The sequence below is a fragment of the Vibrio natriegens NBRC 15636 = ATCC 14048 = DSM 759 genome (genome assembly GCF_035621455.1).
Lineage (GTDB): Bacteria > Pseudomonadota > Gammaproteobacteria > Enterobacterales > Vibrionaceae > Vibrio > Vibrio natriegens.
Genome location: NZ_CP141822.1, coordinates 2184019 through 2206909, shown reverse-complemented (window position 1 = coordinate 2206909; position 22891 = coordinate 2184019). Strand labels below are relative to the sequence as shown.

Sequence of the window (22891 nt, the reverse complement as noted above, 5' to 3'; positions counted from 1 at the left end):
ATAAGGTATAGTCAGCGCCTAAACAATAATGACCCATTTGTGTAACGTGTGCTTAACGTTGCGGCATGGGAGAAGCAAAGTCAAATAGTGAGAAGAAACATCATGGCAGACAAAGAGTTTAAAGAGCCTTATAATATTTTGTACTTTTTAGGTTTCATTGCAGTACTTATGATCCCAACATTACCTGCAACGTTAACCTGGCTGCGTGTATTCAACGGCTACGCGGGCTAACAAACTAGCTATCGTTTCTGGAGTTCACCATTCGTATTAAGCGTTACTTATTCAATATCGTTGGTGGACTCTGCATTTTGCTCGGCATAGCCGGAATTGTCCTTCCTCTACTACCAACTACTCCATTTATCTTGCTCGCCAGTGCGTGTTTTGTGCGAGGCAGCCCAGCATTCCATCATTGGTTACATAATCACAATACGTTTGGCCCTATTTTGTATAACTGGAATCAAAATAGATCCGTTGAGCCTAAAGTAAAACAACGTGGCGCGATTTTTATTGTGATCAGCTTTACGATTTCAATTGTTGTTGTCCCTGTCGTTTGGGTGAAAATTGCACTTTTAGGAATGGCAATCGTTTTACTTAGCTGGTTTATGCGGCTACCTGTGATTGAGCCGGTTGCTGACCGAGAAGAAAATCACTAATATTGTAGGGAATAGTGTGCCCGCTCTTCGAGTGGGCGTTTGTATTTTCAGCACCTGTGAGTTTACGAATATAAACACATAGCGATGAAAACCTATTGTTCGTTGCCCTCGTGATACTGAGATAGCGAGAGGGTGATGAGCCAATCTAAGTAAATCGGTATTATGACTACAGAAACAATTTCACTGATCAAATCTAGCATCAAAAGCATCCAAGATTACCCAAAACCAGGCATCCTTTTCCGTGACGTGACCAGTCTGCTAGAAGACGCGAAAGCGTATCAGGCGACTATTGGCCTATTGGTTGAACGTTACAAAGCGATGGGATTTACAAAAGTTGTGGGTACAGAAGCGCGCGGTTTCCTATTTGGTGCGCCACTAGCGCTTGAGCTAGGTGTGGGTTTTGTTCCAGTACGTAAGCCAGGAAAACTGCCACGTCCAACGATTGCTCAGTCATATGAGTTAGAGTACGGCATGGATACATTAGAAATCCATACTGACGCGATCGTAGAAGGTGACAAAGTACTTGTTGTCGACGATTTGCTAGCAACTGGCGGTACTATCGAAGCAACAACGAAACTGATTCGCCAATTAGGTGGGGAAGTTGAGCATGCTGCATTCGTTATCAATCTACCTGAAATCGGTGGTGATAAGCGTTTAGAAGTGTTAGGTCTAAATGTGTACAGCATCTGCGATTTCGAAGGACATTAATACATTCAATGAGTTATTTAGCTTTAGCGCGAAAATGGCGTCCTAATAAGTTTGACCAAGTCGTGGGACAGAAACATGTCCTGACGGCATTGGAGAATGCGTTAGCGCAAAATCGACTCCATCATGCGTACTTGTTTAGTGGTACTCGTGGTGTTGGTAAGACGAGTATCGGCCGTTTGTTCGCCAAAGGGCTGAACTGTGAAACCGGTATTACCGCAACCCCTTGTGGTCAATGTGATACTTGCCGCGAAATCGATGAGGGTCGATTTGTTGACCTGCTAGAAATCGATGCGGCCTCACGTACTAAAGTTGAAGACACTCGTGAACTGTTAGACAACGTTCAATACAAGCCTGCTCGCGGACGCTTTAAGGTGTACCTCATCGATGAAGTACACATGTTGTCGCGTCACTCTTTCAATGCACTGTTGAAAACACTGGAAGAGCCGCCGGAATACGTTAAGTTCTTACTGGCGACAACCGATCCGCAAAAGCTGCCTGTGACGATTTTGTCTCGTTGTCTGCAGTTCCATCTGAAGCCAATCAGTGTTGATGAGATTCACCAGCAGCTTGATTATATCCTTGAGCAAGAGCAGGTCTCAGCAGAGTCTAAAGCTTTGGGTATGATTTCCCATGCGGCTGATGGAAGTATGCGTGATGCACTGAGCCTGACTGATCAAGCGATAGCTTTAGGCAATGGTGTGGTACAAGTGGATACCGTTAGCCATATGCTAGGCACGATCGACACCGATCAGGCGATTCACTTACTTGAGTCGATCAGTAGCAAGCAGCCTCAGCAAGCGATAGAGAAAATTCAACAACTGGCGTCCAATGGCGTTGAGTGGGACGGCCTGTTGCAACAGTTGGCTTCCCAATTACATCGAATTGCTATGTATCAAGCTTTGCCATCTACTTTAGATCAAGCTCAGCCTGATGCAGAAAAAATAGAATTATTAAGTAAAGCGCTCAGCCCACAAGATGTGCAGCTTTATTATCAAGTTGCGATAAAAGGTCGTGAAGATCTCTCATTGTCACCAAACGGCCGTGTTGGCATGGAAATGATCGTATTGCGCATGATGGCATTTCGTCCGTCGGCGAATAACGTTGCTAACACTATTTCTACTGCGGCTCCAACGCAACAAACAGCGCCGGCAGCTCGATCGAGCCAGGGTAATGCTACGCCAAATCAACAAGCGTCGGTTCAACCCCCGCAGTCGCGTCCGTCGCAAGTGTCGTCACCGCAACCAGTTAATCAGCCAGTAAGCCAGCCTGTAGTCAACAATCAGGCTCCAATGCAGGAAGCGCCTCAATACCAGCCAGAGTATCAACCGGCTGAGTACGAAGTGCCACCTGCTCAATATGATATGGCGCCACCAATGAGTGAGAACCCTGCGCCTCAGGCTCAACCTCAGCAAGCGTCAGAGCGGGTTCAAGCAGCACCGTCTCGTGGCGGCTTAAGTGGTTTACGTCACCAACTTCGCTCTCAGCGTCAGGGTTTACAACAAAGTGCCCCGCAGCAAAGTGGTGGTCCAAAAAAGCCTAAAGCGACATCTGCTAAACCAGAGTCGGTTCTTGATCGTGTCGCGCAAAGACACGGCAGTTCCGCGCAGGTGTCGCCAAGCTCAATGCCTCAATCGGAAGAGCAAGTCGTTGAAGAAGCGTATCGCTGGCGTCCAAGCAAACCTGCTGAGACGAAAGTTAATACGAAACTGACACCTACGCAGCTCAAACAAGCGCTTGAGCATGAAAAAACACCTGAAATGGCGCAAAAGCTGGTCGATGAGTCTCTAGAGCAAAATGAGTGGGCAAAACTCATCAGTCTGATGAACATGCCTAAGCTGGTGGAGCAACTTGCGCTAAACTCACATTATAGTAAAGAAGGTTCCACCGTTTCTTTGCAGCTGAGAAGTGCTCAGGCACACTTAAATACAGATAGAGCACAAGGTGAATTGCTCAAAGCTCTAAATACGCTTTTGGGTGAAGATTGCCATTTAACAGTGGAAATTAGTGATGCTGGTGAGACACCGTTAGAATTGCGAGATCGACTCTATCAAGAAAAGTTACAACAAGCGCTGAATAGTCTGGAAAACGATCCAAACGTTCATTTTATTGAACGTCGATTTGCTGCAGAGCTTGTGAAAGATAGCGTGCGCCCTATCTAATAATCGAACGGAGTGGGGTTGAAAACGTTAAGTCATAACCCCATTAATTGATGCAACACCTCATAGCAATCACAGTAAATAAATGAGCAGAAATAGCGCAGGAAAAATACTTGAGGACAAGGCGTAATTTTTCGATAAGTAGTTATTCTACAATGAAAAGTTGCAACGATGTTATCGAGTATTTTAACAAGCTAGAATGACCAGTTATTTACTACGATTGGTATCACAAACCAGAGAGATAAACATGTTTGGTAAAGGCGGTATGGGCAACCTTATGAAGCAAGCCCAGCAAATGCAAGATCGCATGCAAAAGCTTCAAGAAGAAATCGCGAATATGGAAGTAACTGGCGAGTCTGGTGCTGGTCTAGTTAAAGTTACAATCACTGGTAGCCACAATGTACGTCGTGTTGACATCGATGAAAGTTTGATGGAAGACGACAAAGAAATGCTGGAAGATTTGATTGCGGCTGCATTCAACGATGCGGCTCGTCGCGTTGAAGAAACTCAAAAAGAGAAAATGGCTTCTGTAACTGGCGGTATGCAACTACCACCAGGTATGAAAATGCCATTCTAATCTGCTGAAATCTAATTAAGCGGATTTTCAATGCGTACCAGTCATATGCTGGAACAATTGATGGAGGCCTTACGTTGTCTACCTGGGGTTGGCCCCAAGTCGGCGCAGCGTATGGCCTTTCATTTGTTACAGCGAGATAGAAAAGGCGGCTTACAGCTCGCCGATGCTCTTAGTCAGGCAATGACGGAAATTGGCCATTGCTCAGAGTGCCGTACTTTTACTGAAGAAGACATCTGCCATATTTGTACCAATCCTAAAAGACAGGAAAACGGTCAGATCTGTGTGGTGGAAAGCCCGGCAGACATCGCAGCCGTAGAGGCGACAGGACAATACTCCGGACGATACTTTGTTTTGATGGGGCATTTATCTCCGCTTGATGGTATCGGTCCAAGTGATATTGGCTTAGATGTGCTCGATTATCGTCTTCGCCGAGGTGATATTACTGAAGTGATTCTGGCTACCAACCCAACGGTAGAAGGTGAAGCTACGGCACATTACATCGCGGAATTGTGCAGAGAGCATCAAGTCGAGGCAAGCCGAATTGCACATGGTGTTCCTGTTGGCGGTGAACTTGAACTTGTTGATGGCACCACCTTGTCACACTCACTGTTAGGTCGACACAAATTATAATAAAAGCCGCTGAATTCAGCGGCTTTTTTCTGTCTGTTTATCGAGTGATGTTGTTTTCTTATCGACGGCATATAGGAAGGTTAATTGCTTGAATCTGAAGCCAGTAGGTTTTTATAGATAATCGCACCCACAATACCCCCAATGATTGGCGCAATCCAGAACAGCCATAATTGAGAGATGGCCCAGTCACCGAGATAAATAGCCACAGCGGTACTCCGTGCAGGGTTCACCGAAGTGTTTGTCACAGGAATACTGATTAAATGAATAAGCGTGAGGCACAAGCCGATAGCAATTGGTCCAAACCCTTCCGGTGCTCGTTTGTCTGTTGCGCCCATAATGACAATCAAGAACATCATGGTCATGACGATTTCTGTCACTAAAGCGGCTAACATCGAGTATTGGCCGGGTGAGTGCTCACCGTAACCGTTCGCTGCAAATCCTGAGGCGACAATATCAAAGCCAATTTGACCCGATGCAATCACGTATAAGGCGCCACCCGCGATGATACCGCCAATGACCTGAGCGATGATGTAAGGTAAAACCTCTTTCTTCTCAAAACGACCGCCAGCCCAAAGGCCAATTGTCACGGCAGGGTTCAAGTGGCAGCCGGAAATATGGCCAATAGCAAATGCCATGGTGAGAACGGTTAAACCAAATGCCAGAGCCACGCCTAACAGTCCGATGCCGACTTCGGGAAATCCAGCGGCCAATACCGCACTACCACAACCACCTAGTACCAACCAGAACGTACCAAAAGCCTCAGCCAAATATTTATTCATGCAATTTCCTATTTCTTATTCGATAACTTGCTGAACATAGTTGAGAATTGTCAGTTAAGTGTGAGGCAAAACACGAAAAGAAAAGAATAGGAATGGTTTGTACGACAGTGTCTCAGAGATGAAACCGAAAGAACGAAGATAGTGCAACGGTGAAGTAGGTAGAAAAGATAGGGCAAGGCCTACGTTAACTGCTCTAATTCAGTAATATTCGTCAGCGCTTCTTGGTTGGTCTTTCCGCACACAACGGGACAAGGTTTGAAATCATGGCAGACTTTTGGTCGCTCAGGCTGACCAAATAGCTTACAAAGGTTGTCATCGTTAAGTTGTACGCAACGAACACCAGCGGGCTTACCGTTTGGCATGCCGGGAATCGGTGAAGAGATACTTGGGGCGATACAACACGCGCCACAGCCTAAGCGACAATCCATAATGTAAACCTCTTAAAAATTGAGGTGGCAATTATGGTCATTTTGACGTGGATTGGAAGGGGAACTGCATAAAAAAGTACAAGTAGTGTTGCAATACTTGTACTCTTCTAGATTGGTCGAATGGTCACTTAAGAAAACGGTTATAGACAAACAAGATCACAAATGCCCCTAAAGTCGCCGTAATAATACTGCCGACGTTAATACCCGTAGCGCCACCTTGCCCCAGAAAGCTTCCTAAAAAGCCACCAACAAACGCACCAGCAATCCCCAAAAACATTGTGGCAATCCAACCACCACCGTCATTGCCAGGCATTAACCACTTTGCTAATGCTCCTGCGATCAAACCTAAGATTATCCAAGATATGATGCCCATAAGTTATTCTCCCTCTTATCAATATTTAAACCAACTTACACTGGTTTAAGGATAGAGCATGCCAACAGAAAATCTCTGATCGTCGTAAACGGATAAATGCGCTTTGATGATAATTGCTGAATACTTGAACTTTTGTGGTGAGAAAGGTATAAATCGCCCCTAATTCCCTTGGCGAGACCGAAAGTATGAGCACTCCATTTTGGCAAAGTAAAACGTTGGAACAGATGACCGAAGAGGAGTGGGAGTCTCTGTGTGATGGCTGTGGTAAGTGCTGCCTTCACAAGCTCATGGATGAAGATTCTGATGAGGTGTATTACACCAATGTCGCGTGTAGCTGGTTAAACAGCAAGACATGCTCGTGTAAAGATTATCCTAATCGATTTTCTTCAGGAGAAGAGTGCCTGAAGCTTACGCGCGAAAAAATCCCGGAGTTTAACTGGTTGCCTTTAACTTGCGCTTATCGTCTTTTGGCTCAAAATAAGCCGCTACCTGAATGGCATCCACTGATTACTGGGTCTAAATCAGCGATGCACGCAGCCGGTGAGAGTGTGCGTAATCGTGTTGTTTATGAAATTGATGTTGTTGACTGGGAAGATCACATCATCGAACTACCTAACGAGTAATATCCTGAGCAATATGAGTGTTGCTCAAATTTACAATTACCGTTCTAAGAGGTTTGACACACTTTTGCTGTGTGCCTTACCTCACTTTTACATCTAATACCTTCTTTTGACCTGTTCTTGTCTTCACGTGATGTAAAATAAACACAGGTGATGTTCTCGCCTGTTCCAGCTCTGATCGATTTTGAGATTCCAGTTTTTTACGAGGTAAAAATGACGTTTTGTTTCCCGCAGAAAAATCGCCTGACACCTTGGGTTGCGTTACTTTCTCTCTTCATCGCGATGATGAATCCTTTCTTTGTAAACGCGGCAGAGAAAACAGAAGCGCCTGTTGTATCGGAGGCCGAAGCATCCATCGATAATCTGAACATCGATATTATCGACTTAACGCAGAGCTTAGCTCAGACAAATGGTGACGAGCGTGATGCCCTCCAGTTGCAGCTTTTTCAGAAAAACCAACAACTACGCGCTCAGTTGGCGACTGCGATTGAAAAAGAATCTATCCCGCACAAAAAACTGGTTCAATTAGTTAAAACGCAAGAAAAATACACTAACGATGCGACAGCCTATCTGGCATCGAAAACGAAGTCAGTGACAGAGAAACTGAACGCGGCTAAGGATGAGGAAAAGCTGTCGATCATTAATGACTATCGTGAAATTCAGCACTATCTCGACGTGATTTTTGAGGCAAGTTGGCAAAACTTAGTTTGGTTAGAACGACTGGGTGAACAGAATAAGCGTGCTGAAACTAAATTTAAAGAAACGGTAGATAAGCGTATTCGCTTGCTTTCTGCATCCGTGCAGTACTTAAGTCAGCAGAGCGAAATCATTGGCGGACAGCTGTCTTCTAGCCCTGAATCGGAAAAAGCCTCGCAGCAATTGAGCCAGATGCTCGTTAAGCACAGGTTGGAGATTGCAACTGAGAGTCTGCGTAACTTGATGTCTATTGGTGACAAGATTGGCATCGAAACTTCTGAGTACAAGCGCCAAATATTTGAAGTCACTGGCAGCATTACTCACGATTTACTTAACAGCAAAGTTGTCTGGTCAATCGTCAGTCACTGGTCAAACTCTGCAGTGGACTGGTTAGCTGGAAATGCACCACAGCACCTATTTCAACTGTTTATTTTCGTATTAATTTTGGTTATTGCTCGCGCATTAGCGAAAATAACCCGCAAAGTGATGAGTAAAGCGGTTGCGTCTAAAAACTTAAAACTCTCCCACTTGATGCAGGATTTCTTTATTTCGATGTCCGGCAAGTTCGTATGGGTGATCGGTATTATGGTTGGTCTATCCCAGATTGGCCTGAACCTTGCGCCTATCCTGACGGGTTTCGGTATTGCCGGTGTAATCATTGGTTTCGCGTTGCAAGACACCTTGTCTAACTTTGCGGCAGGTATGATGCTTCTGATTTATCGTCCGTTTGATGTTGGCGACTTCGTTTATGCTGGTGGTGTGGATGGTAAAGTAAGCCATATGAGCTTGGTCAATACCACAATTCGCACCTTCGACAACCAGATCATTATTGTACCGAATAGCAAAATCTGGGGTGATGTGATTAAAAACGTAACCCATGAGCGCATTCGTCGTGTGGATATGGTTTTTGGTATTGGCTACGCGGATGACTTGTTGAAAGCGGAATCGGTGCTAACGGATATCATCACTTCTCACCCAGCCGTTCTGCGTACGCCTGAGCCAAATATTAAAGTGCATACGCTTAATACCTCGTCGGTGGACTTTATTGTTCGTCCTTGGGTGAAAACAGACGATTACTGGGACGTTTACTGGGATGTGACCAAGGAAGTGAAGCTTCGCTTTGACCGTGAAGGCATTTCTATTCCGTTCCCTCAACAGGATGTACATTTGCATATGGTTGAGAAGAAAGACGCTTAATTGCTCGTCCTCTATTTGGAAAAGCACTCACATTGTTGAGTGCTTTTTTGTTTCTATCGGGTGGAGAGGTTCAAGTATTGAGTTGAAGGTGATTGCCGAAGTATTGCAAAACAATCAGATGCACAGTTTGGCGTGACCTCAGTTTTCACCCATAAAAAAACGCTCTCGTGGGAGAGCGTCTGAAAAGCCACAAAGTGGTAAAGTAAGTGCAAAGTGATTATTTGATTTGCTGCTTGAGGAATTCGCCCAGCTCAGAGTGATGCATGATCTTAGATACAGGGAGAATTTTCTCAGCAGGTCCCCAAGCAAATACATTTACAGGAGTATGCGTGTGGGTACCTGTGCCCCATACTGTGTTTTGGCCAGTCGCATGCTCACGCGCAATCAAGTTTGTGCGGTCATTGTAAGGGAAGAACGCATCGAAATCGTGGATAGCTGGTACTTGCTCTTGTGCCAGGTAGCTATGACCGTCTACATGATATGGGTTTGGCTTATCTTGCATAATGTGTGCAGCTTGATCTGCCGTAATAGGGAAGTCGCTATTCTCGTTGATGATCTTAGCTAAGTTTTCCGCTGTTCTATCTGCTTCAGGTAATGCTGCGAATTTATCCAACATGCCGTAGTAACTGGTTTTTTGGTTGTACAAGCCATCAAGGATAGAGAAATCACCGAAATTAAAGTTAGGCGCGTAGTCTCTGTTTTTGAACGCTTCGCCGCTGCGCTTCTCTGGTTTTGGCAGATTCGCTGATGAATAGCTGAAGCCAAAAGAGCCAGTTTCATGGTCAGCCGTCACGACGATAAGTGTGTCATCGCGTCCTTTCGCCCATTCGTAAACAGAGTTCACCGCTTCATCAAACTTAATCATTTCGTGAAGCATAGTGCCCGCATCGTTGCTGTGTCCAGCCCAGTCGATTTGTCCGCCTTCAACCATTAGGAAAAAGCCGTCTTCATCTTTGGATAGAACATCCAATGCTTTTACGGTCATCTCTTTAAGAGAAGGTTGTGTGCGTTTTGGATCGTTTTTACTTTGGCTGTACGCGATGCCATCGGCCATACCTGAGTTAGCAAAAAGACCAAGTAATTTGTCACCTTTTGCTTCAGCCAACATATCGCGGCTAAATGCTAGGCTATAGCCTTCTTCTTGAGCTTCAGTTAGCAAGTTGCGCTCGTCTTTACGTTTAGATTTAAGGGCAACGTTACCTTGAGTGAGTTTCTCAAGCTGCTTGTAAGTGTCGCCTTTGTCATTCGCTGAACTTGGAATCCAGTGACGAAGACCACCAGAAAGCAGAACATCTACTTCTGTTTCCAGCATGTCGACAGCAATGTCGTTTTCTAAAGAACGGTGAGGTTGATGAGCGGCAAAGGCTGCTGGTGTAGCGTGCGTCATGCGCGTATCAGAAACCAAGCCAGTTGCTTTACCTTTGCTTTTGGCTTTTTCCAAAATGGTTTCAACGTGGTTGCCCTGGCTATCAATACCAATTACTTCTGAAGCGGTTGGGATTCCAGTCGCTAGCATCGTCGCAGAGCAAGCAGAGTCGACTACGATAGCATCTTCAGGGTTAGTCAAAGAAGATCCAATCACACCTTCTTGTGCCAATTTGTAAAGGGCTGTGGTTTCGCCTTTATAAATTGAGTGCGGGGCGTGGTTTGCGTAGGTTTCAAGTAGACCTACTTGCTGAGGGCCCATGCCATCACCAATCATCAAAATGACGTTTTTGATCTCTGCTGAAAGGGCATTGAAAGAGAGTGTTGAGGCAGCAAGAGCGGTAACTACAGGGTATGCTAAGCGCTTCATTGTATTTTCCTTGTCTATTAAAAGCGCAGGCATTAAAACAATAAATCATGACACTTTTGTGTAAGTCATGAAAGCTTAACCAGATTGTCATTTTTATTGACTAGCAAATTGCCCATCGAGCCAATAAGTCGTGACCGACTGGGCAATGTTTTTGGCGATTATGCAAGCGCGAGAATAATGCCACCCACACTTAAAGCGGCAGAGAGATATTGTCCGGCAGAATAGGAGCTGTCTTCCTCTTCCTCGATTTTATCAGGGCGATCCATTCCCAAAGCGCCATGCGTAAATGACTCGACCTTCTCACCTACAGTTTTATTTTCCGCTTCCACTTTTTTGCTTTCGTGGTCGATTTCTTGCAGAGCGGTAAGAAGCGCTTTGCCTTCAGGAGAAAGTGTCACTTTGTTCTGTTCCACTTTTATTGGTGACACGTTGACTTCTCCTGCGGTTTTCTCTGTCGACGACAGAGTGGGCTGCAGATTTGCATAAGTATTAACTTGATTGCTTCCTACTGGATTCATCGAATACTCCTTGAAAATCGACACTCGCTCATTGAGTGTGGGTAAAAAGCAGTTATGGACTTTATCGGCAACGTTTGGCAATTCTTAAATCGTTTAAATAAAAAACAGGCCTGTTCTTGCCGCCTCTTGTGATTACGTAGAGACCAAAGCAAAAAGCAGACCGATATAATTCAATTTTCGTTCTCGATAGACTGGGTTTACCGCAATAAAATGGCGATTTGTGATCTTAATTCGTGCGTAGTTTATTTACACTCAAGGTCAGTATTACGCGTTATCAGGTGACTAAAGGCTTTCATACGATTGCTATCCTTCACGTAGCGAACCGGTGGCGCTAACACTTCAAGCTGATAATCCGAACTGTCTGAAGTGATGTCGGTGACAGGGGTTATTACAACAACGTTTAAGCGTGGGTTGCGGTTCAGAATCGATGTAGCTGTGCCTAGTCCACCCTCGATATGGAACTTCCCAGCCACATGTACCATTTGAGTTCCCGGATGCTTAGTGAGGTAATCGACAATGGACTCGGCCATGGTCTCGTCCCAGGTCATTTGTGCGGCGTATTGTTTTTCTGTTTGCTCTGGCTTGCCGTGATGCATGGAAGCCATAAACTTGTCTTTGTACTGGCTGTCATCGGTATTGATGTTTGCAGCGACAAAACCACGTTGTTTGCTATCAAGTTTATCTAGGTAGTCGACACCATTAAAGCCAATGCAGCGCACAATTTTTCTCGGCGCGTTAGCCGCGATTACTGCAATATCTGCACGCTTTGCAAACTCGACAAGGGGACGATAGTCACTCTCATAGTTTGGCCAGGCGTTACTTTGCTGGATGAAGGTTTGTTCACCAATCTGGCCATCTAAATACTCGTCTAATACGCTTTGTTTATCGCGACTGAATTGTTCCATTGAAAGCGCAATGGGGCGTTTTCCGCTCGATAATTGTTTCAGCATATCTGTCTGGAAACGGTGGATACCGGCATGAGTGTGCCATTCACCGATCATGATTACGTCGCCTTGCAGTAACTCAGGATTCAGGTCAGTCAGGGACACAGGAGTGCCTGACGGGGTGTGCAACTGGTAATCGTAAAAGCTGATCACGTCAGGAGAATTGGGAGTGGATATCGTTGCTGGTGTTGAGACACAACCAGTCAACACAATGGCAAACGCAAGACCTAAAATAGAAAAGCGCATGAGAAGCCTCCAAAAATGTCTAAGAGATATTTGTGGAGGCGACAGAGTTAAAGTGAACAAGAGCCATGTTCACCTGCGTTGAGCTAGAGCAGTATTAATGCGCGGATTTACGATAGACACGCAACATAAAATCGGCCTCACATTGGAAAAGTGTAGCGGATTTTAGCTCTTCTCGGAGTTCGTCAGTCGCTTTCCAGGCGAATGGTGTCATTTGCAGCAGGTCAAATGCGTCTCCGTCTTTCAAGTCCATCACATAGTTAAGTTGGTGTTGCTGCTCGAGTTCGTAGCCATCGATGGTTTCAGGGGTTTCATCGTGGAGACGAACGTCTTGGTAAATTCGTTCACGAAGCTGGTAAAGATGTCTGCCTGCTGGCGTAACGGTAATCACGACACCATTATCTTTGATTACACGCTTGAGCTCTTCTGCTTTACATGGCGCATAGATTCGCAGGATTGCATCCAAAGATTGATCCGCGACTGGAAGTCTATGGCTTGATGCGACACTAAAATGACAATCTGGGTAGCGTTTGGCTGCATAGCGAATGGCTATTTTAGAGATATCTAAACCAAACGTGGCGGCTTGCTCATCTTGGGCTAGCAATGATTTTTGTACCAGATCGGTGTAGTAGCCTTCACCGCAGCCGATATCTAACAGCTGGTGAGTCGTTCCTTTGGTGTACTCAGTACAAAGACGGGCGACTTCCTGACGCATCGGATCGTAATACTTTCCTTCCAGAAAGCGACGACGCGCTTGCATCATTTCCTTGTTATCGCCGGGATCTTTAGAACGTTTATGATGCGCCGGCATCAGGTTCACGTAGCCTTCTTTTGCCATGTCGAATTGATGGTTATTTTCACACTTAAACGTTTTTACGCTTAATGTAAGAGGTTGGTGACATAGAGGGCATTGATAGTTCATGACGATCTCGAGCTGAAAGTAGGGCGACAAATTCTATCAAAAAGCACGACTTTAAGTGAAACAAAACCGTGAAATAGCCGTGGTTAGCGAGTGCTTTTACAGATTTATAACGACCAGAAATAAAATTTTTAATGAGAACAGGGAAGAGAAGGGTGAAGTTGAACTGCTAGCAATAAAAAAGCCGGCGTAAACCGGCTGTGATGACGTTATTGTGCGGAAATAACGGTAACCAGTTCGTAGCTTTCACCTGGTTGCAAGGTTTTGCCTTGATCAATGCTGGAAGCATGCAGAGCTGATTCGACGCATAGCATGGTTTCGTAACCATTATCAGCCATGTCTCCCATTGACTGAGCACCTTCTGCCCAAGGGTTCCATAATACTGCTGAGTTGTGGCCATGGTTTTCTACGCTCAGAGTGCGTCCTAAGACAGGGTCTTTGACTAAGATCTGCGCTTCAGGCTGCGTGTATACGCGGTCAATGGTGTCGGTCAGTTGTAGGACTTCACCACCTTGACATACCTCGTTGCCTTTCAAGCTGTCGATGTACTCGCTACCCATGCCTGAAGTTTGAGCTTGTAAAACATCGCCAACGTTAAGGTAAGTATGCAATGCACCAGAGAATGCCCATGCCTCGTCATCGATATTCAGCACTTTCAGTGTCACTTTCAGCTCATCGCCGACTTCTACCAAAAGGCGAGTTTCAAACATATGAGGCCAAATTTGGTGTGTCTCTTCGCTTGGGAACAACGCAAGTTCGACAATCACACCATTTTCATTTTCACGGTGTTCTATCAGCTCCCATTCTGTAGAACGTGCAAAACCATGAGCCGGTGCAGCAATGCGACCAAACCATGGCCAGCACACTGGAATACCACCACGTAAAGCGGCTTTGCCATCGAATACGGCTTTTTCGCTCATCCAAATTAGATCTTCCTGACCTTGTGGTTTGTATGACACCACATGACCACCGTGCAAAGCGATACCAGCGGTTGCTTTATCGTGAATGATACGAACAACTTTGACCTGATCGATTTCTACTACGGTGACATTGTCAGAAAGGACGGTTAGGGCAGGAAGGGTGTTTAAATCCATCTGATTATTTTCCTATCGCTGGGAGAGGTTGCGAGCGCTTGAAGCCCAAATACACCCCTCAAATTCCAGATACAAAAAAGGCGACTATAAAGCCGCCTCTTTTTCAACTCAGTTAAGAGCTAATCACTGTTTCTAATTACTTAGAGATGTGTGCGATTAGGTCTAGAACTTTGTTTGAGTAACCGATTTCGTTGTCGTACCAAGATACAACTTTAACGAATTTGTCAGTTAGAGCGATACCAGCTTTAGCATCGAATACTGAAGTGCAAACTTCACCGATGAAGTCTTGAGATACTACTGCATCTTCAGTGTAACCTAGAACGCCTTTTAGTTCGCCTTCAGAAGCTTCTTTCATTGCTGCACAGATAGCTTCGTAAGATGCGCCGTTTACTAGGTTAACAGTTAGGTCAACTACAGAAACGTTAGCAGTTGGTACGCGGAAAGCCATACCAGTTAGTTTGCCGTTTACTTCTGGAAGTACAACGCCTACAGCTTTAGCAGCACCAGTTGAAGATGGGATGATGTTCTGAGAAGCACCACGACCACCGCGCCAGTCTTTAGCAGAAGGACCGTCAACAGTTTTTTGAGTTGCTGTTGTAGCGTGAACTGTAGTCATAAGACCAGATTCGATACCGAACTTGTCGTTAAGAACTTTAGCGATAGGTGCTAGACAGTTAGTAGTACAAGAAGCGTTAGAAACGATGTCTTGACCAGCGTAAGTGTCGAAGTTTACGCCGTTAACGAACATTGGAGTTGCGTCTTTAGAAGGACCAGTTAGTACAACTTTTTTCGCGCCAGCAGTGATGTGCTTACGTGCTGTCTCGTCAGTTAGGAAAAGACCAGTTGCTTCAGCAACAACGTCAACACCGATTTCGTCCCATTTTAGGTCTTCAGGGTTGCGCTCTGCAGTTACACGTACAGTTTTGCCGTTAACGATTAGGTTACCGCCTTCAACTTCAACAGTACCGTTGAAACGGCCGTGAGTTGAGTCGTACTTAAGCATGTATGCCATGTAATCTACGTCGATAAGGTCGTTGATACCTACAACTTCGATGTCGTTACGCTCTTGCGCTGCACGGAAAACGAAACGGCCGATACGGCCAAAACCGTTAATACCTACTTTGATAGTCATTATAGTTGCTCCACAACTTAATTTCTGATTAAAGATAACTGGTAGTAAAATTACAGAATCCAGTAAACATCTGCAACAGATAATCGGACTTAACTTGTTTAAAGTCAAAAAAAAGCGACGCTTTTTTTAACAATTCTTCGCAAATGTTCGTTTTTTAAACTTTTTACTGCTTTTACTCTAGCTCAGTTGGCGTAATATAACCTGCGAGATGAGTGCTCGTATCAAATTAATTACACATGGTGTCCTGGTGAGAAAGTATGTGCTACAACTGTTACGAGAATCAAGTTTTTTGCTAAAAAAGTCATTGCGAAAAACAGGAAATAAGGATCTAAAATTAGTGGAACAAAGCGGAGGAAAAGTGACGAAGTCCTATGAATATTGGCGTGAGCGTCTATCTGATGAAGAGTTTCGTGTTTGTAGAGAGCAGGGAACTGAGCCACCGTTCAGTGGTAAGTTATTGCATAATAAGGAAACTGGTATATATAGCTGTACCTGCTGTAATGCCCCTCTTTTTGTCTCTGATAACAAGTACGATTCAGGATGTGGATGGCCGAGTTTTGATGCGCCAGTTAATGACCAAGCGATACGCTATTTAGATGATCTGAGTCACGGAATGGTACGTACTGAAATTCGCTGTGCGACATGTGATAGTCATCTGGGGCACGTTTTTGAAGACGGACCACAAACAACAGGCGAGCGTTACTGTGTTAATTCAGTGTCGTTAATTTTCAACAAATCTGAAGATTAGTAACAAAATTGCAGTTAAGAGTGTTTCATCCTTTCAGAACTGTATCGGTCAACATATAAACACTGAAAACTTGAATGAATAAAAAACTCCCGACTAGCGGGAGTTTTTTTATATATTTTCGGGAATTAAATCGGGGGAATAACTTCCCTCTTCAATATTATTTGCGATCGACTTTGCCAGGTCGTCCAGTTTTTGATATTGGTTTGGATCATTGAAATCGAACATTCTCTGCAGTTGCTTTTCATCTGCTACTGACACACCAAATCTTTTGGCTACCATTGCCCAAAGGTAAGCACGTTTTTTCTCCCCTTGTCCCTGATGAATACTCGCCAATGATTTGAGTATGGCAGGGTTTAGGTTGTCTTCATTTGACAAACTTAACGCATTATTTAACAAGATAAGCGTTTTAGGGGTGTCTCTGTTGACGTAGAAGGTAGCTAAGGCGTACTGCATTTCCGCAGTGTTTAGTGTCGGTGAGCCTTCCATCTGTAAAAATCGGTGCTGAGCCTGTGTGTCTCCGGTCTGTGACCAAAGGAAATATAAGGTCTCTGGCTTTTCCGATACCTTTAACTCGCTAACGATGCGTTCAAGCTCGTCGATGCTGTGCACCAGCGCATTAAAGCGTTGTGCTTTTAGCTCGCTTTGGTCAATTGGAGCGATCTGGGAGGCTAACTCCAAGCACTTTCTGTATTCAGCGACGACGCCGTATTCTTCTATCTGTTTTTCTTCGCTTGGGTGTTTGAACTGCTCATAACGATGCCAAATTAAGTTGGTACGCGGGATGCGGCATTGTCCATCGTCGATGTTGAGCTTTTCGCAGCGTAGTTCTGGGTTATTTTTACACAGTTGTTCAGTAGATATGTTGCGTTCAAAGCAACCTGTGATGGATAGAGTGGCGAGGCTTGCCAGCAACCAGTATGTTGTTTTCATGGTTTTGCCTGTGATCCGTTACACCAATTCATTTTCGTGTTCTTGACTCCATTTCTTAACCCGCTATGTTCTGAACAGAATGTAATAAGAAGGTACATTATGGACACAGAACAATTATTAAAAGCGATGACACCAGAAGTATACGATCGCTTGGTATATGCAGTAGAGACGGGAAGATGGCCAGAGGGTACAACACTTTCTAGAGAGCAGCGAGATTCGTGTATGCAAGCTGTGATGTTGTATCAATCAAAACATAATACAGACGCTCAACATATGACCGTTGCTGCCGGTGGTGAAATCAGTTTTAAGTCTAAGCAAGAATTGAAAAAGCAATTCAGTGGTGATGAGAGCGATATCGTTCGAGTAAACCCAAACTTCGATTGATACGTTTAACGCGCAAAAAGCCCAATGTAATCATTGGGCTTTTTAGGTTTTAAGTGCTGAGAATTGAGTCTTACAGGCTCATTTCACCACGTAATACTTGCTGCATTTTTTCTTTTACTTCTTCGTAAGACAGGTTCTGGCTTAGAAGATAATGCAGTTTGGCTAGTGCAGCTTCAGGCGTCATGTCAAATCCACTGATCACTCCAGCATCAGCCAGCGCACACCCTGTAGCGTAACCACCCATGTTAACTTTACCAGCTAAGCACTGCGTTAAGTTCACCACGATAACACCACGTTCAGATGCTTCTTTCAGGTGACCAAGCAGTTCTGGGTTTTGTGGTGCATTACCTACCCCAAACGTTAGCAGAATCATCGCGTTAACTGGCTGAAGTAACGTGTTGCGAATCACTTCATGAGAAATACCAGGGTACATGGTGATCACACCAATCGGCTGAGGTGTAATGTTGTGCACTTTAAATTCGCCTTCAGGCTGAGCACCAACTGTCACGCTATTGCTAATCTGAATATTGATTCCCGCTTCCAACAAAGGAGCAAGGTTTGGCGAAGTGAAGGCATTGAAGCCGTCAGCATGTGATTTCGTGCTGCGGTTACCACGCATCAACTGATTGTTGAAGAACAGCGTTACCTCGTTGATCGGGAAGTTAGCCGCGATATGCAGTGCGTTCAGCAGGTTTGCCTGACCATCAGAGCGCAGCTCTGCCAATGGGATTTGAGAACCAGTCACAATAACTGGCTTGCCAAGGTTTTCCAGCATGAAAGACAGAGCCGACGCAGTGTAAGCCATCGTGTCTGTACCATGCAGAATAACGAAACCATCGTACTTATCGTAGTTATCACGAATATCATCAGCAATTTGTTGCCAATCGGCAGGAGTCATGTCTGATGAATCGATCAGCGGATCGTATTCATGGATGGTGTAATCCGGCATCTCTGGACGATGAAATTCTGGCATTGCTGCTAATTGCTTCTCCATAAAGCCAGCGATAGGCACATAACCGTGATCTGACTTTTGCATACCGATGGTGCCACCGGTATAAGCGATATAGATGTGTTTTCTAGTCATCGTTCTATTTACTTTCATGTAGGGAGCTGTGCGCGGATTATAACGAATTGATGGGTAATAAAAAGGGGCATATCACTAAGATATGCCCCTTTTTTGACTAGTTAAGCACGGCTATTGAACTTGGCAATTCAAACAGAAGGCGTATTGACCTCTTGGATCATTAAAGCTCTGTAGCACGCTCGCATCCTGTTTAAGCTGCTGAGCCACAGGTTGCAAGCTCTGCGGTAACATGCTTGTGACATCAATACCAAGGGAAACTTTGACGTTATTCATGAATTCGTCGAGGAATATCTCCGCTGGTGAAAGTGGTTCTTCAACCCAGTACAGGTTGTAGTCCGTGATGTTAGCCAGTTTCGCTGCTAAATCGACCGCATCGTCAAAGTCACCCATTTGGTCTACCAAGCCATACGACATCGCATCCTGACCTGTCCATACGCGCCCCTGTGCTACGTTATCTACTTCTTCAACAGGCATCCCACGGTTATCACCGACCAAAGAAATAAAGCGTTGGTAGCCGTGTTCAATTGACATTTGGATAGCTTGCGATGCGCCTTCTGACAGACCAGTTGAAAGCCCGTCACCTGAGAATGGCGACGTGCCAACGCCGTCAGTATGGATACCAAGCTTATTAAAACCTTTTTCAAAGGTAGTAATCACACTGAAAATACCGATAGAACCCGTCAGTGTGGTTGGCTGAGCAACAATTTTATCTGCACTCATTGAAATCCAGTAACCGCCTGAAGCCGCCAAGCTCGACATGGACACCACAACAGGTTTACCTGCTTGCTTTAACGCGGAGACTTCGTTACGAATCACTTCCGACGCAAAGGCGCTGCCACCTGGGCTGTTTACGCGAAGAACAACCGCTTTAACGTTCTTATCGTTACGCGCCTGACGAAGAAGGCTCGCTACCGTATCACCGCCGACAGTGCCTCTCGGTTGCTGACCATCCATTATTGCGCCACTTGCAACAACCACCGCTATATCATCCTCAGATGAACTGTAGTCAGGGTGCATCGTTGCTTGATAGTCGTAATAGCTGATCGCGTTGTAGCTGTCTTTACCGTCGCTACCAAACTCTTTGGCAAACAGGGTACGAATGTCTTGGCGAGTAGCCAGTTCATCCACCAGACCCAGTTTTAGCGACAGTTTTGCAATATCGCCATTCACAGAGCGCATTTCCGCTAACAGTTCGTCCATGGTTGGATTAAGAACTTTGGCATCAATGTTTCGATTGGTTGCCACATCATCGACAAATGCACTCCACAGCTGAGTGATCCAACGTGTCGCTGACTCTTCCGCAGCATCGGACATGTCGTCGCGCGTAAATGGTTCTATCGCCGACTTATAAGTACCGACACGGAACACGTGCGTCGACACATCTAATTTTTCTAACAGCGATTTATAGTACATCGAGTAAGCGCTGTAGCCTTTAATCAGGACTCCGCCGTCTGGCCCCAGGTACACTTTGTCGGCGTAGCTAGCGAGGTAATATTGACTTTGATTGTAGAAATCGCTGACCGCATAAATCGGCTTACCAGATGTTTTGAACTCGTTCAGCGCTTTTGCGATATAGCGTAACTTGGTTAAGTTTGTTTCTGGCATCTCACGCAGAGATAAAACTAAACCGGTAATTTTAGGGTCATCTTTGGCATAGCGGATGGTATCAACGATATCAAACAATACGTTTTCTTTTGGTATCTCTTTGCCAAGTAGTGAACCTGTAAAGGAGTCCATCGGGTTGGTGTAGCGTCTTTGTTCGACGATGGGACCAGATAAATTCATCACCAGTGCAGACTCTTTCTCTATCACTGGTCGACCTTCTCCGGTGTAGGTAAACGCAAAGTAAAAAACGGCAAGCATCAGAAGGAACAGCAGATTTGCCAAAGCAAGCCTGACAAAGGTGATGCCTTTCCATATTCCTTTAAATATCAGACCAATAAATTTGAAGAGTTTTTTCATCATGTCTCCATCACGAGATAATCAATTCGTAATTTTACAAATTATGGGTTCTTATCTCTAAGATCTCAAAAGATAACGTGTTTTTAGCTTATCACGCTCCTTCAACAATTGGCATATTTTAACGCTAGATTGATCGGTGTTACAAAAATGTAAACACCTGTTTGATTTTTTGGTTCGCAGAACGTAATGTCACTTCACAAGATAATAAAAATGGATGTTTAGTAATGTCTGCACTGTACCCAAACCTATTAAAACCACTGGATCTCGGTTTCACTCAATTACGTAACAGAGTGCTGATGGGATCAATGCATACCGGCTTAGAAGAAGACAAGGAAGGCTTGCAAAAGCTGGCTGCGTTTTATGAAGAACGCGCGAAAGGTGGCGTTGGTCTGATTGTAACAGGAGGTTTCTCTCCAAACCTTCGTGGCCGACTTCACCCTCTGAGCGCAGAGTTCAGCAAGCCTAAACATGCAGAGGCGCATAAAGTTGTCACTGAAGCCGTTCACAAACACGGCAGCAAAATTGCACTGCAAATTCTGCATGCAGGGCGTTATGCCATGCACCCTTTAGCGCAAAGTGCGTCGGGTATTAAAGCGCCGATTTCTAAGTTTGCTCCAAGTGAAATGAGCGAGCGTCAAATCAAGAGCACGATCGAAGATTTTGCTAAAAGTGCCGAGCTGGCTCAGACCGCTGGCTATGACGGTGTAGAGCTGATGGGTTCGGAAGGTTATTTGATTAACCAGTTCCTGTGTAAACGCACCAATATGCGTTACGACGATTGGGGCGGCAGCTATAAAAAACGTATGCGTTTCCCTCTGGAGATCGTTAAAGCGGTACGTGAAGCGGTGGGTGATAAGTTCATCATCATTTTCCGTCTTTCTATGCTGGATCTCGTCGAACAAGGCAGCACGTTTGAAGATGTCATTGAGCTGGCAAAAGCACTTGAAGAATCGGGTGTTACCATCATCAACACCGGTATTGGCTGGCACGAAGCGCGCGTTCCGACTATCGCGACACAAGTTCCGCGTGGCGCGTTTACTTGGGTAACCGAGAAAGTGAAGCCGCACGTTTCTGTACCGATCATCACCTGTAACCGTATTAATACCCCAGAAGAAGCAGAGCGTATTCTTTCTTCTGGCCATGCGGATATGGTCTCTATGGCTCGCCCATTCTTGGCAGACCCGTATTTTGTGGCGAAAGCCGAGCAGGAGAAGGCGCAGTTCATCAATACCTGTATTGGCTGTAACCAAGCCTGTCTGGACAACGTCTTTAAGGGTAAGCGTGCGAGCTGTTTGGTTAACCCATTAGCGTGTTATGAAACCGAAATCGTTGTTGAGCCAGCACTGAAGAAAAAGAACATCGCCGTAGTAGGTGCGGGTCCTGCAGGTCTTGCATGTGCGACAACATTGGCAGAGCGTGGCCACAAAGTTGATTTGTTCGAGAAGAATGATCGTATTGGTGGACAATTCCGCCTGGCGATGCAGATCCCGGGTAAAGAAGAATTCCGTGAAACCATTCGCTACTTTGCCAACCGCCTTGATGAGACAGGGGTCAACTTGCACCTTTCAACTGAAGCGAACTTCGATTTACTCACTGAGTACGATGAAATCGTGATGGCATCTGGCGTAGAGCCTCGCAAAGTGAAGATTGAAGGTATTGATAACCCAGAGAAAGTTGTGGATTACCAGACCTTGATTCGTGAAAAAACACCGGTTGGTGAGAAAGTTGCAATCGTTGGTGCGGGTGGTATCGGTGTTGATATTGCAACCATGATTACTGAGCCTGTCGATCATACGTTGGATGACTGGCTACACGAGTGGGGCATTGATAAAGAGATTTCTCAGCCGGGTGGTTTGTATCCTTTCCCTGATTCAGTCAGTGACAAAGAGGTGTGGGTATTACAACGTCGCCAAGGGCAAGTCGGTAAAGGTCCGGGTAAAACAACGGGCTGGATCCATAAACGTACCCTGGAAAAACGCGGAGTTCATCTTCTGGGTGGCGTTTCTTACGAAAAAATTGATGATCGTGGATTGCACATTCAGGTTGATGGTAAATCACAAGTGCTGAATGCAGATAAAGTCGTTATCTGTGCGGGTCAGGAGTCGGTTCGACCGTTTGAAGATAAATGGTTTCAGCTAGGTGATAAGCTGCACATTATCGGTGGTGCTGACCACGCTGGTGAGCTGGATGCCGTAAGAGCAATCCGTCAGGGTGTGAAGCTCGCAGTGAAGCTATAAAAATCATTCACAAATACTTATGAAAAGCTGCGCATTATGTGCGGCTTTTTTCGTTTCTGGCCGACTGGAATAGGCATTTTGTGG

General features: G+C 45.2%; 23 protein-coding genes. 11 read left to right on the top strand and 12 right to left on the bottom strand.

Annotation, left to right across the window (positions count from 1 at the left end; translation table 11 throughout):
• The first annotated feature begins 102 nt into the window (after nucleotides 1–102).
• The 6 genes from VER99_RS09965 (at nucleotide 103) to recR (ending at nucleotide 4724) form a co-directional block, all read left to right on the top strand.
• Nucleotides 103–231, top strand: a complete 129-nt coding sequence (locus tag VER99_RS09965; RefSeq protein WP_014232600.1) for a hypothetical protein — start codon at nucleotides 103–105, stop codon at nucleotides 229–231.
• Nucleotides 232–248: 17 nt separating this feature from the next.
• Entirely contained in the window at nucleotides 249–653 is a 405-nt protein-coding gene (locus VER99_RS09960) for a YbaN family protein (protein ID WP_024373045.1), read from the top strand.
• A 162-nt stretch (nucleotides 654–815) separates the two neighbouring features.
• Nucleotides 816–1361 carry an adenine phosphoribosyltransferase gene (apt, locus tag VER99_RS09955; RefSeq protein WP_020334560.1) on the top strand — a complete coding sequence of 182 codons (546 nt, stop codon included), beginning with the start codon at nucleotides 816–818 and terminating at the stop codon, nucleotides 1359–1361.
• Between the two features lie 8 nt (nucleotides 1362–1369).
• Entirely contained in the window at nucleotides 1370–3520 is a 2151-nt protein-coding gene (gene dnaX, locus VER99_RS09950) for a DNA polymerase III subunit gamma/tau (RefSeq protein ID WP_020334559.1), read from the top strand.
• 244 nt (nucleotides 3521–3764) lie between these two features.
• Nucleotides 3765–4094, top strand: coding sequence for a YbaB/EbfC family nucleoid-associated protein (locus VER99_RS09945; RefSeq protein WP_014232596.1), 330 nt, complete (start codon nucleotides 3765–3767; stop codon nucleotides 4092–4094).
• A gap of 30 nt (nucleotides 4095–4124) precedes the next feature.
• Entirely contained in the window at nucleotides 4125–4724 is a 600-nt protein-coding gene (gene recR / locus VER99_RS09940; RefSeq protein ID WP_014232595.1) for a recombination mediator RecR, read from the top strand.
• Nucleotides 4725–4804: 80 nt separating this feature from the next.
• Here recR and aqpZ read toward each other — a convergent pair whose 3' ends face one another.
• The 3 genes from aqpZ to VER99_RS09925 all read right to left on the bottom strand — a co-directional run bounded on the left by aqpZ (nucleotide 4805) and on the right by VER99_RS09925 (nucleotide 6304).
• Nucleotides 4805–5503 carry an aquaporin Z gene (gene aqpZ, locus VER99_RS09935; RefSeq protein ID WP_020334558.1) on the bottom strand — a complete coding sequence of 233 codons (699 nt, stop codon included), beginning with the start codon at nucleotides 5501–5503 and terminating at the stop codon, nucleotides 4805–4807.
• Between the two features lie 179 nt (nucleotides 5504–5682).
• Complete coding sequence (locus VER99_RS09930) at nucleotides 5683–5931, bottom strand: YkgJ family cysteine cluster protein (RefSeq protein ID WP_014232593.1); 249 nt, start codon at nucleotides 5929–5931, stop codon at nucleotides 5683–5685.
• Nucleotides 5932–6055: 124 nt separating this feature from the next.
• On the bottom strand, nucleotides 6056–6304 hold the full coding sequence (locus VER99_RS09925) for a GlsB/YeaQ/YmgE family stress response membrane protein (RefSeq protein ID WP_014232592.1): 249 nt from the start codon (nucleotides 6302–6304) through the stop codon (nucleotides 6056–6058).
• A 185-nt stretch (nucleotides 6305–6489) separates the two neighbouring features.
• Here VER99_RS09925 and VER99_RS09920 point away from each other — a divergent pair, with 185 nt between their 5' ends.
• Together VER99_RS09920 and VER99_RS09915 are read left to right on the top strand one after the other, a co-directional pair.
• Nucleotides 6490–6927 (top strand): YcgN family cysteine cluster protein, encoded by a 438-nt coding sequence (locus tag VER99_RS09920; RefSeq protein WP_014232591.1) that lies wholly within the window; start codon nucleotides 6490–6492, stop codon nucleotides 6925–6927.
• Nucleotides 6928–7137: 210 nt separating this feature from the next.
• Complete coding sequence (locus VER99_RS09915) at nucleotides 7138–8817, top strand: mechanosensitive ion channel family protein (protein ID WP_024373044.1); 1680 nt, start codon at nucleotides 7138–7140, stop codon at nucleotides 8815–8817.
• 217 nt (nucleotides 8818–9034) lie between these two features.
• On the opposite strand, the gene VER99_RS09910 is transcribed toward VER99_RS09915, so the two are convergent.
• The 6 genes from VER99_RS09910 to gap all read right to left on the bottom strand — a co-directional run bounded on the left by VER99_RS09910 (nucleotide 9035) and on the right by gap (nucleotide 15462).
• The gene (locus VER99_RS09910) at nucleotides 9035–10612 is read right to left on the bottom strand and encodes an alkaline phosphatase (protein ID WP_020334555.1); all 1578 of its coding nucleotides are present in this window, start codon (nucleotides 10610–10612) and stop codon (nucleotides 9035–9037) included.
• A 158-nt stretch (nucleotides 10613–10770) separates the two neighbouring features.
• Nucleotides 10771–11130 (bottom strand): hypothetical protein, encoded by a 360-nt coding sequence (locus VER99_RS09905; protein ID WP_020334554.1) that lies wholly within the window; start codon nucleotides 11128–11130, stop codon nucleotides 10771–10773.
• Nucleotides 11131–11372: 242 nt separating this feature from the next.
• Complete coding sequence (locus VER99_RS09900) at nucleotides 11373–12320, bottom strand: ChaN family lipoprotein (RefSeq protein WP_020334553.1); 948 nt, start codon at nucleotides 12318–12320, stop codon at nucleotides 11373–11375.
• 94 nt (nucleotides 12321–12414) lie between these two features.
• Nucleotides 12415–13239 (bottom strand): 23S rRNA (guanine(745)-N(1))-methyltransferase, encoded by an 825-nt coding sequence (gene rlmA, locus VER99_RS09895; protein WP_020334552.1) that lies wholly within the window; start codon nucleotides 13237–13239, stop codon nucleotides 12415–12417.
• Nucleotides 13240–13445: 206 nt separating this feature from the next.
• Nucleotides 13446–14330, bottom strand: coding sequence for a D-hexose-6-phosphate mutarotase (locus tag VER99_RS09890; RefSeq protein WP_020334551.1), 885 nt, complete (start codon nucleotides 14328–14330; stop codon nucleotides 13446–13448).
• A 136-nt stretch (nucleotides 14331–14466) separates the two neighbouring features.
• Nucleotides 14467–15462, bottom strand: a complete 996-nt coding sequence (gap, locus tag VER99_RS09885; protein ID WP_014232584.1) for a type I glyceraldehyde-3-phosphate dehydrogenase — start codon at nucleotides 15460–15462, stop codon at nucleotides 14467–14469.
• 337 nt (nucleotides 15463–15799) lie between these two features.
• Here gap and msrB point away from each other — a divergent pair, with 337 nt between their 5' ends.
• Nucleotides 15800–16210 (top strand): peptide-methionine (R)-S-oxide reductase MsrB, encoded by a 411-nt coding sequence (gene msrB / locus VER99_RS09880; RefSeq protein ID WP_020334550.1) that lies wholly within the window; start codon nucleotides 15800–15802, stop codon nucleotides 16208–16210.
• A 108-nt stretch (nucleotides 16211–16318) separates the two neighbouring features.
• On the opposite strand, the gene VER99_RS09875 is transcribed toward msrB, so the two are convergent.
• Nucleotides 16319–17140 carry a DUF2989 domain-containing protein gene (locus VER99_RS09875; RefSeq protein ID WP_020334549.1) on the bottom strand — a complete coding sequence of 274 codons (822 nt, stop codon included), beginning with the start codon at nucleotides 17138–17140 and terminating at the stop codon, nucleotides 16319–16321.
• 99 nt (nucleotides 17141–17239) lie between these two features.
• Between VER99_RS09875 and VER99_RS09870 the strand changes: the two genes are divergently transcribed.
• Nucleotides 17240–17524 (top strand): YeaC family protein, encoded by a 285-nt coding sequence (locus VER99_RS09870; RefSeq protein WP_014232581.1) that lies wholly within the window; start codon nucleotides 17240–17242, stop codon nucleotides 17522–17524.
• 70 nt (nucleotides 17525–17594) lie between these two features.
• On the opposite strand, the gene ansA is transcribed toward VER99_RS09870, so the two are convergent.
• Both ansA and sppA read right to left on the bottom strand, forming a co-directional pair.
• Nucleotides 17595–18608 (bottom strand): asparaginase, encoded by a 1014-nt coding sequence (gene ansA, locus VER99_RS09865; protein WP_020334548.1) that lies wholly within the window; start codon nucleotides 18606–18608, stop codon nucleotides 17595–17597.
• Between the two features lie 111 nt (nucleotides 18609–18719).
• Complete coding sequence (gene sppA / locus VER99_RS09860) at nucleotides 18720–20570, bottom strand: signal peptide peptidase SppA (RefSeq protein WP_020334547.1); 1851 nt, start codon at nucleotides 20568–20570, stop codon at nucleotides 18720–18722.
• A 224-nt stretch (nucleotides 20571–20794) separates the two neighbouring features.
• Between sppA and VER99_RS09855 the strand changes: the two genes are divergently transcribed.
• On the top strand, nucleotides 20795–22807 hold the full coding sequence (locus VER99_RS09855) for an NADPH-dependent 2,4-dienoyl-CoA reductase (RefSeq protein ID WP_020334546.1): 2013 nt from the start codon (nucleotides 20795–20797) through the stop codon (nucleotides 22805–22807).
• The last annotated feature ends 84 nt before the right edge of the window (nucleotides 22808–22891 follow it).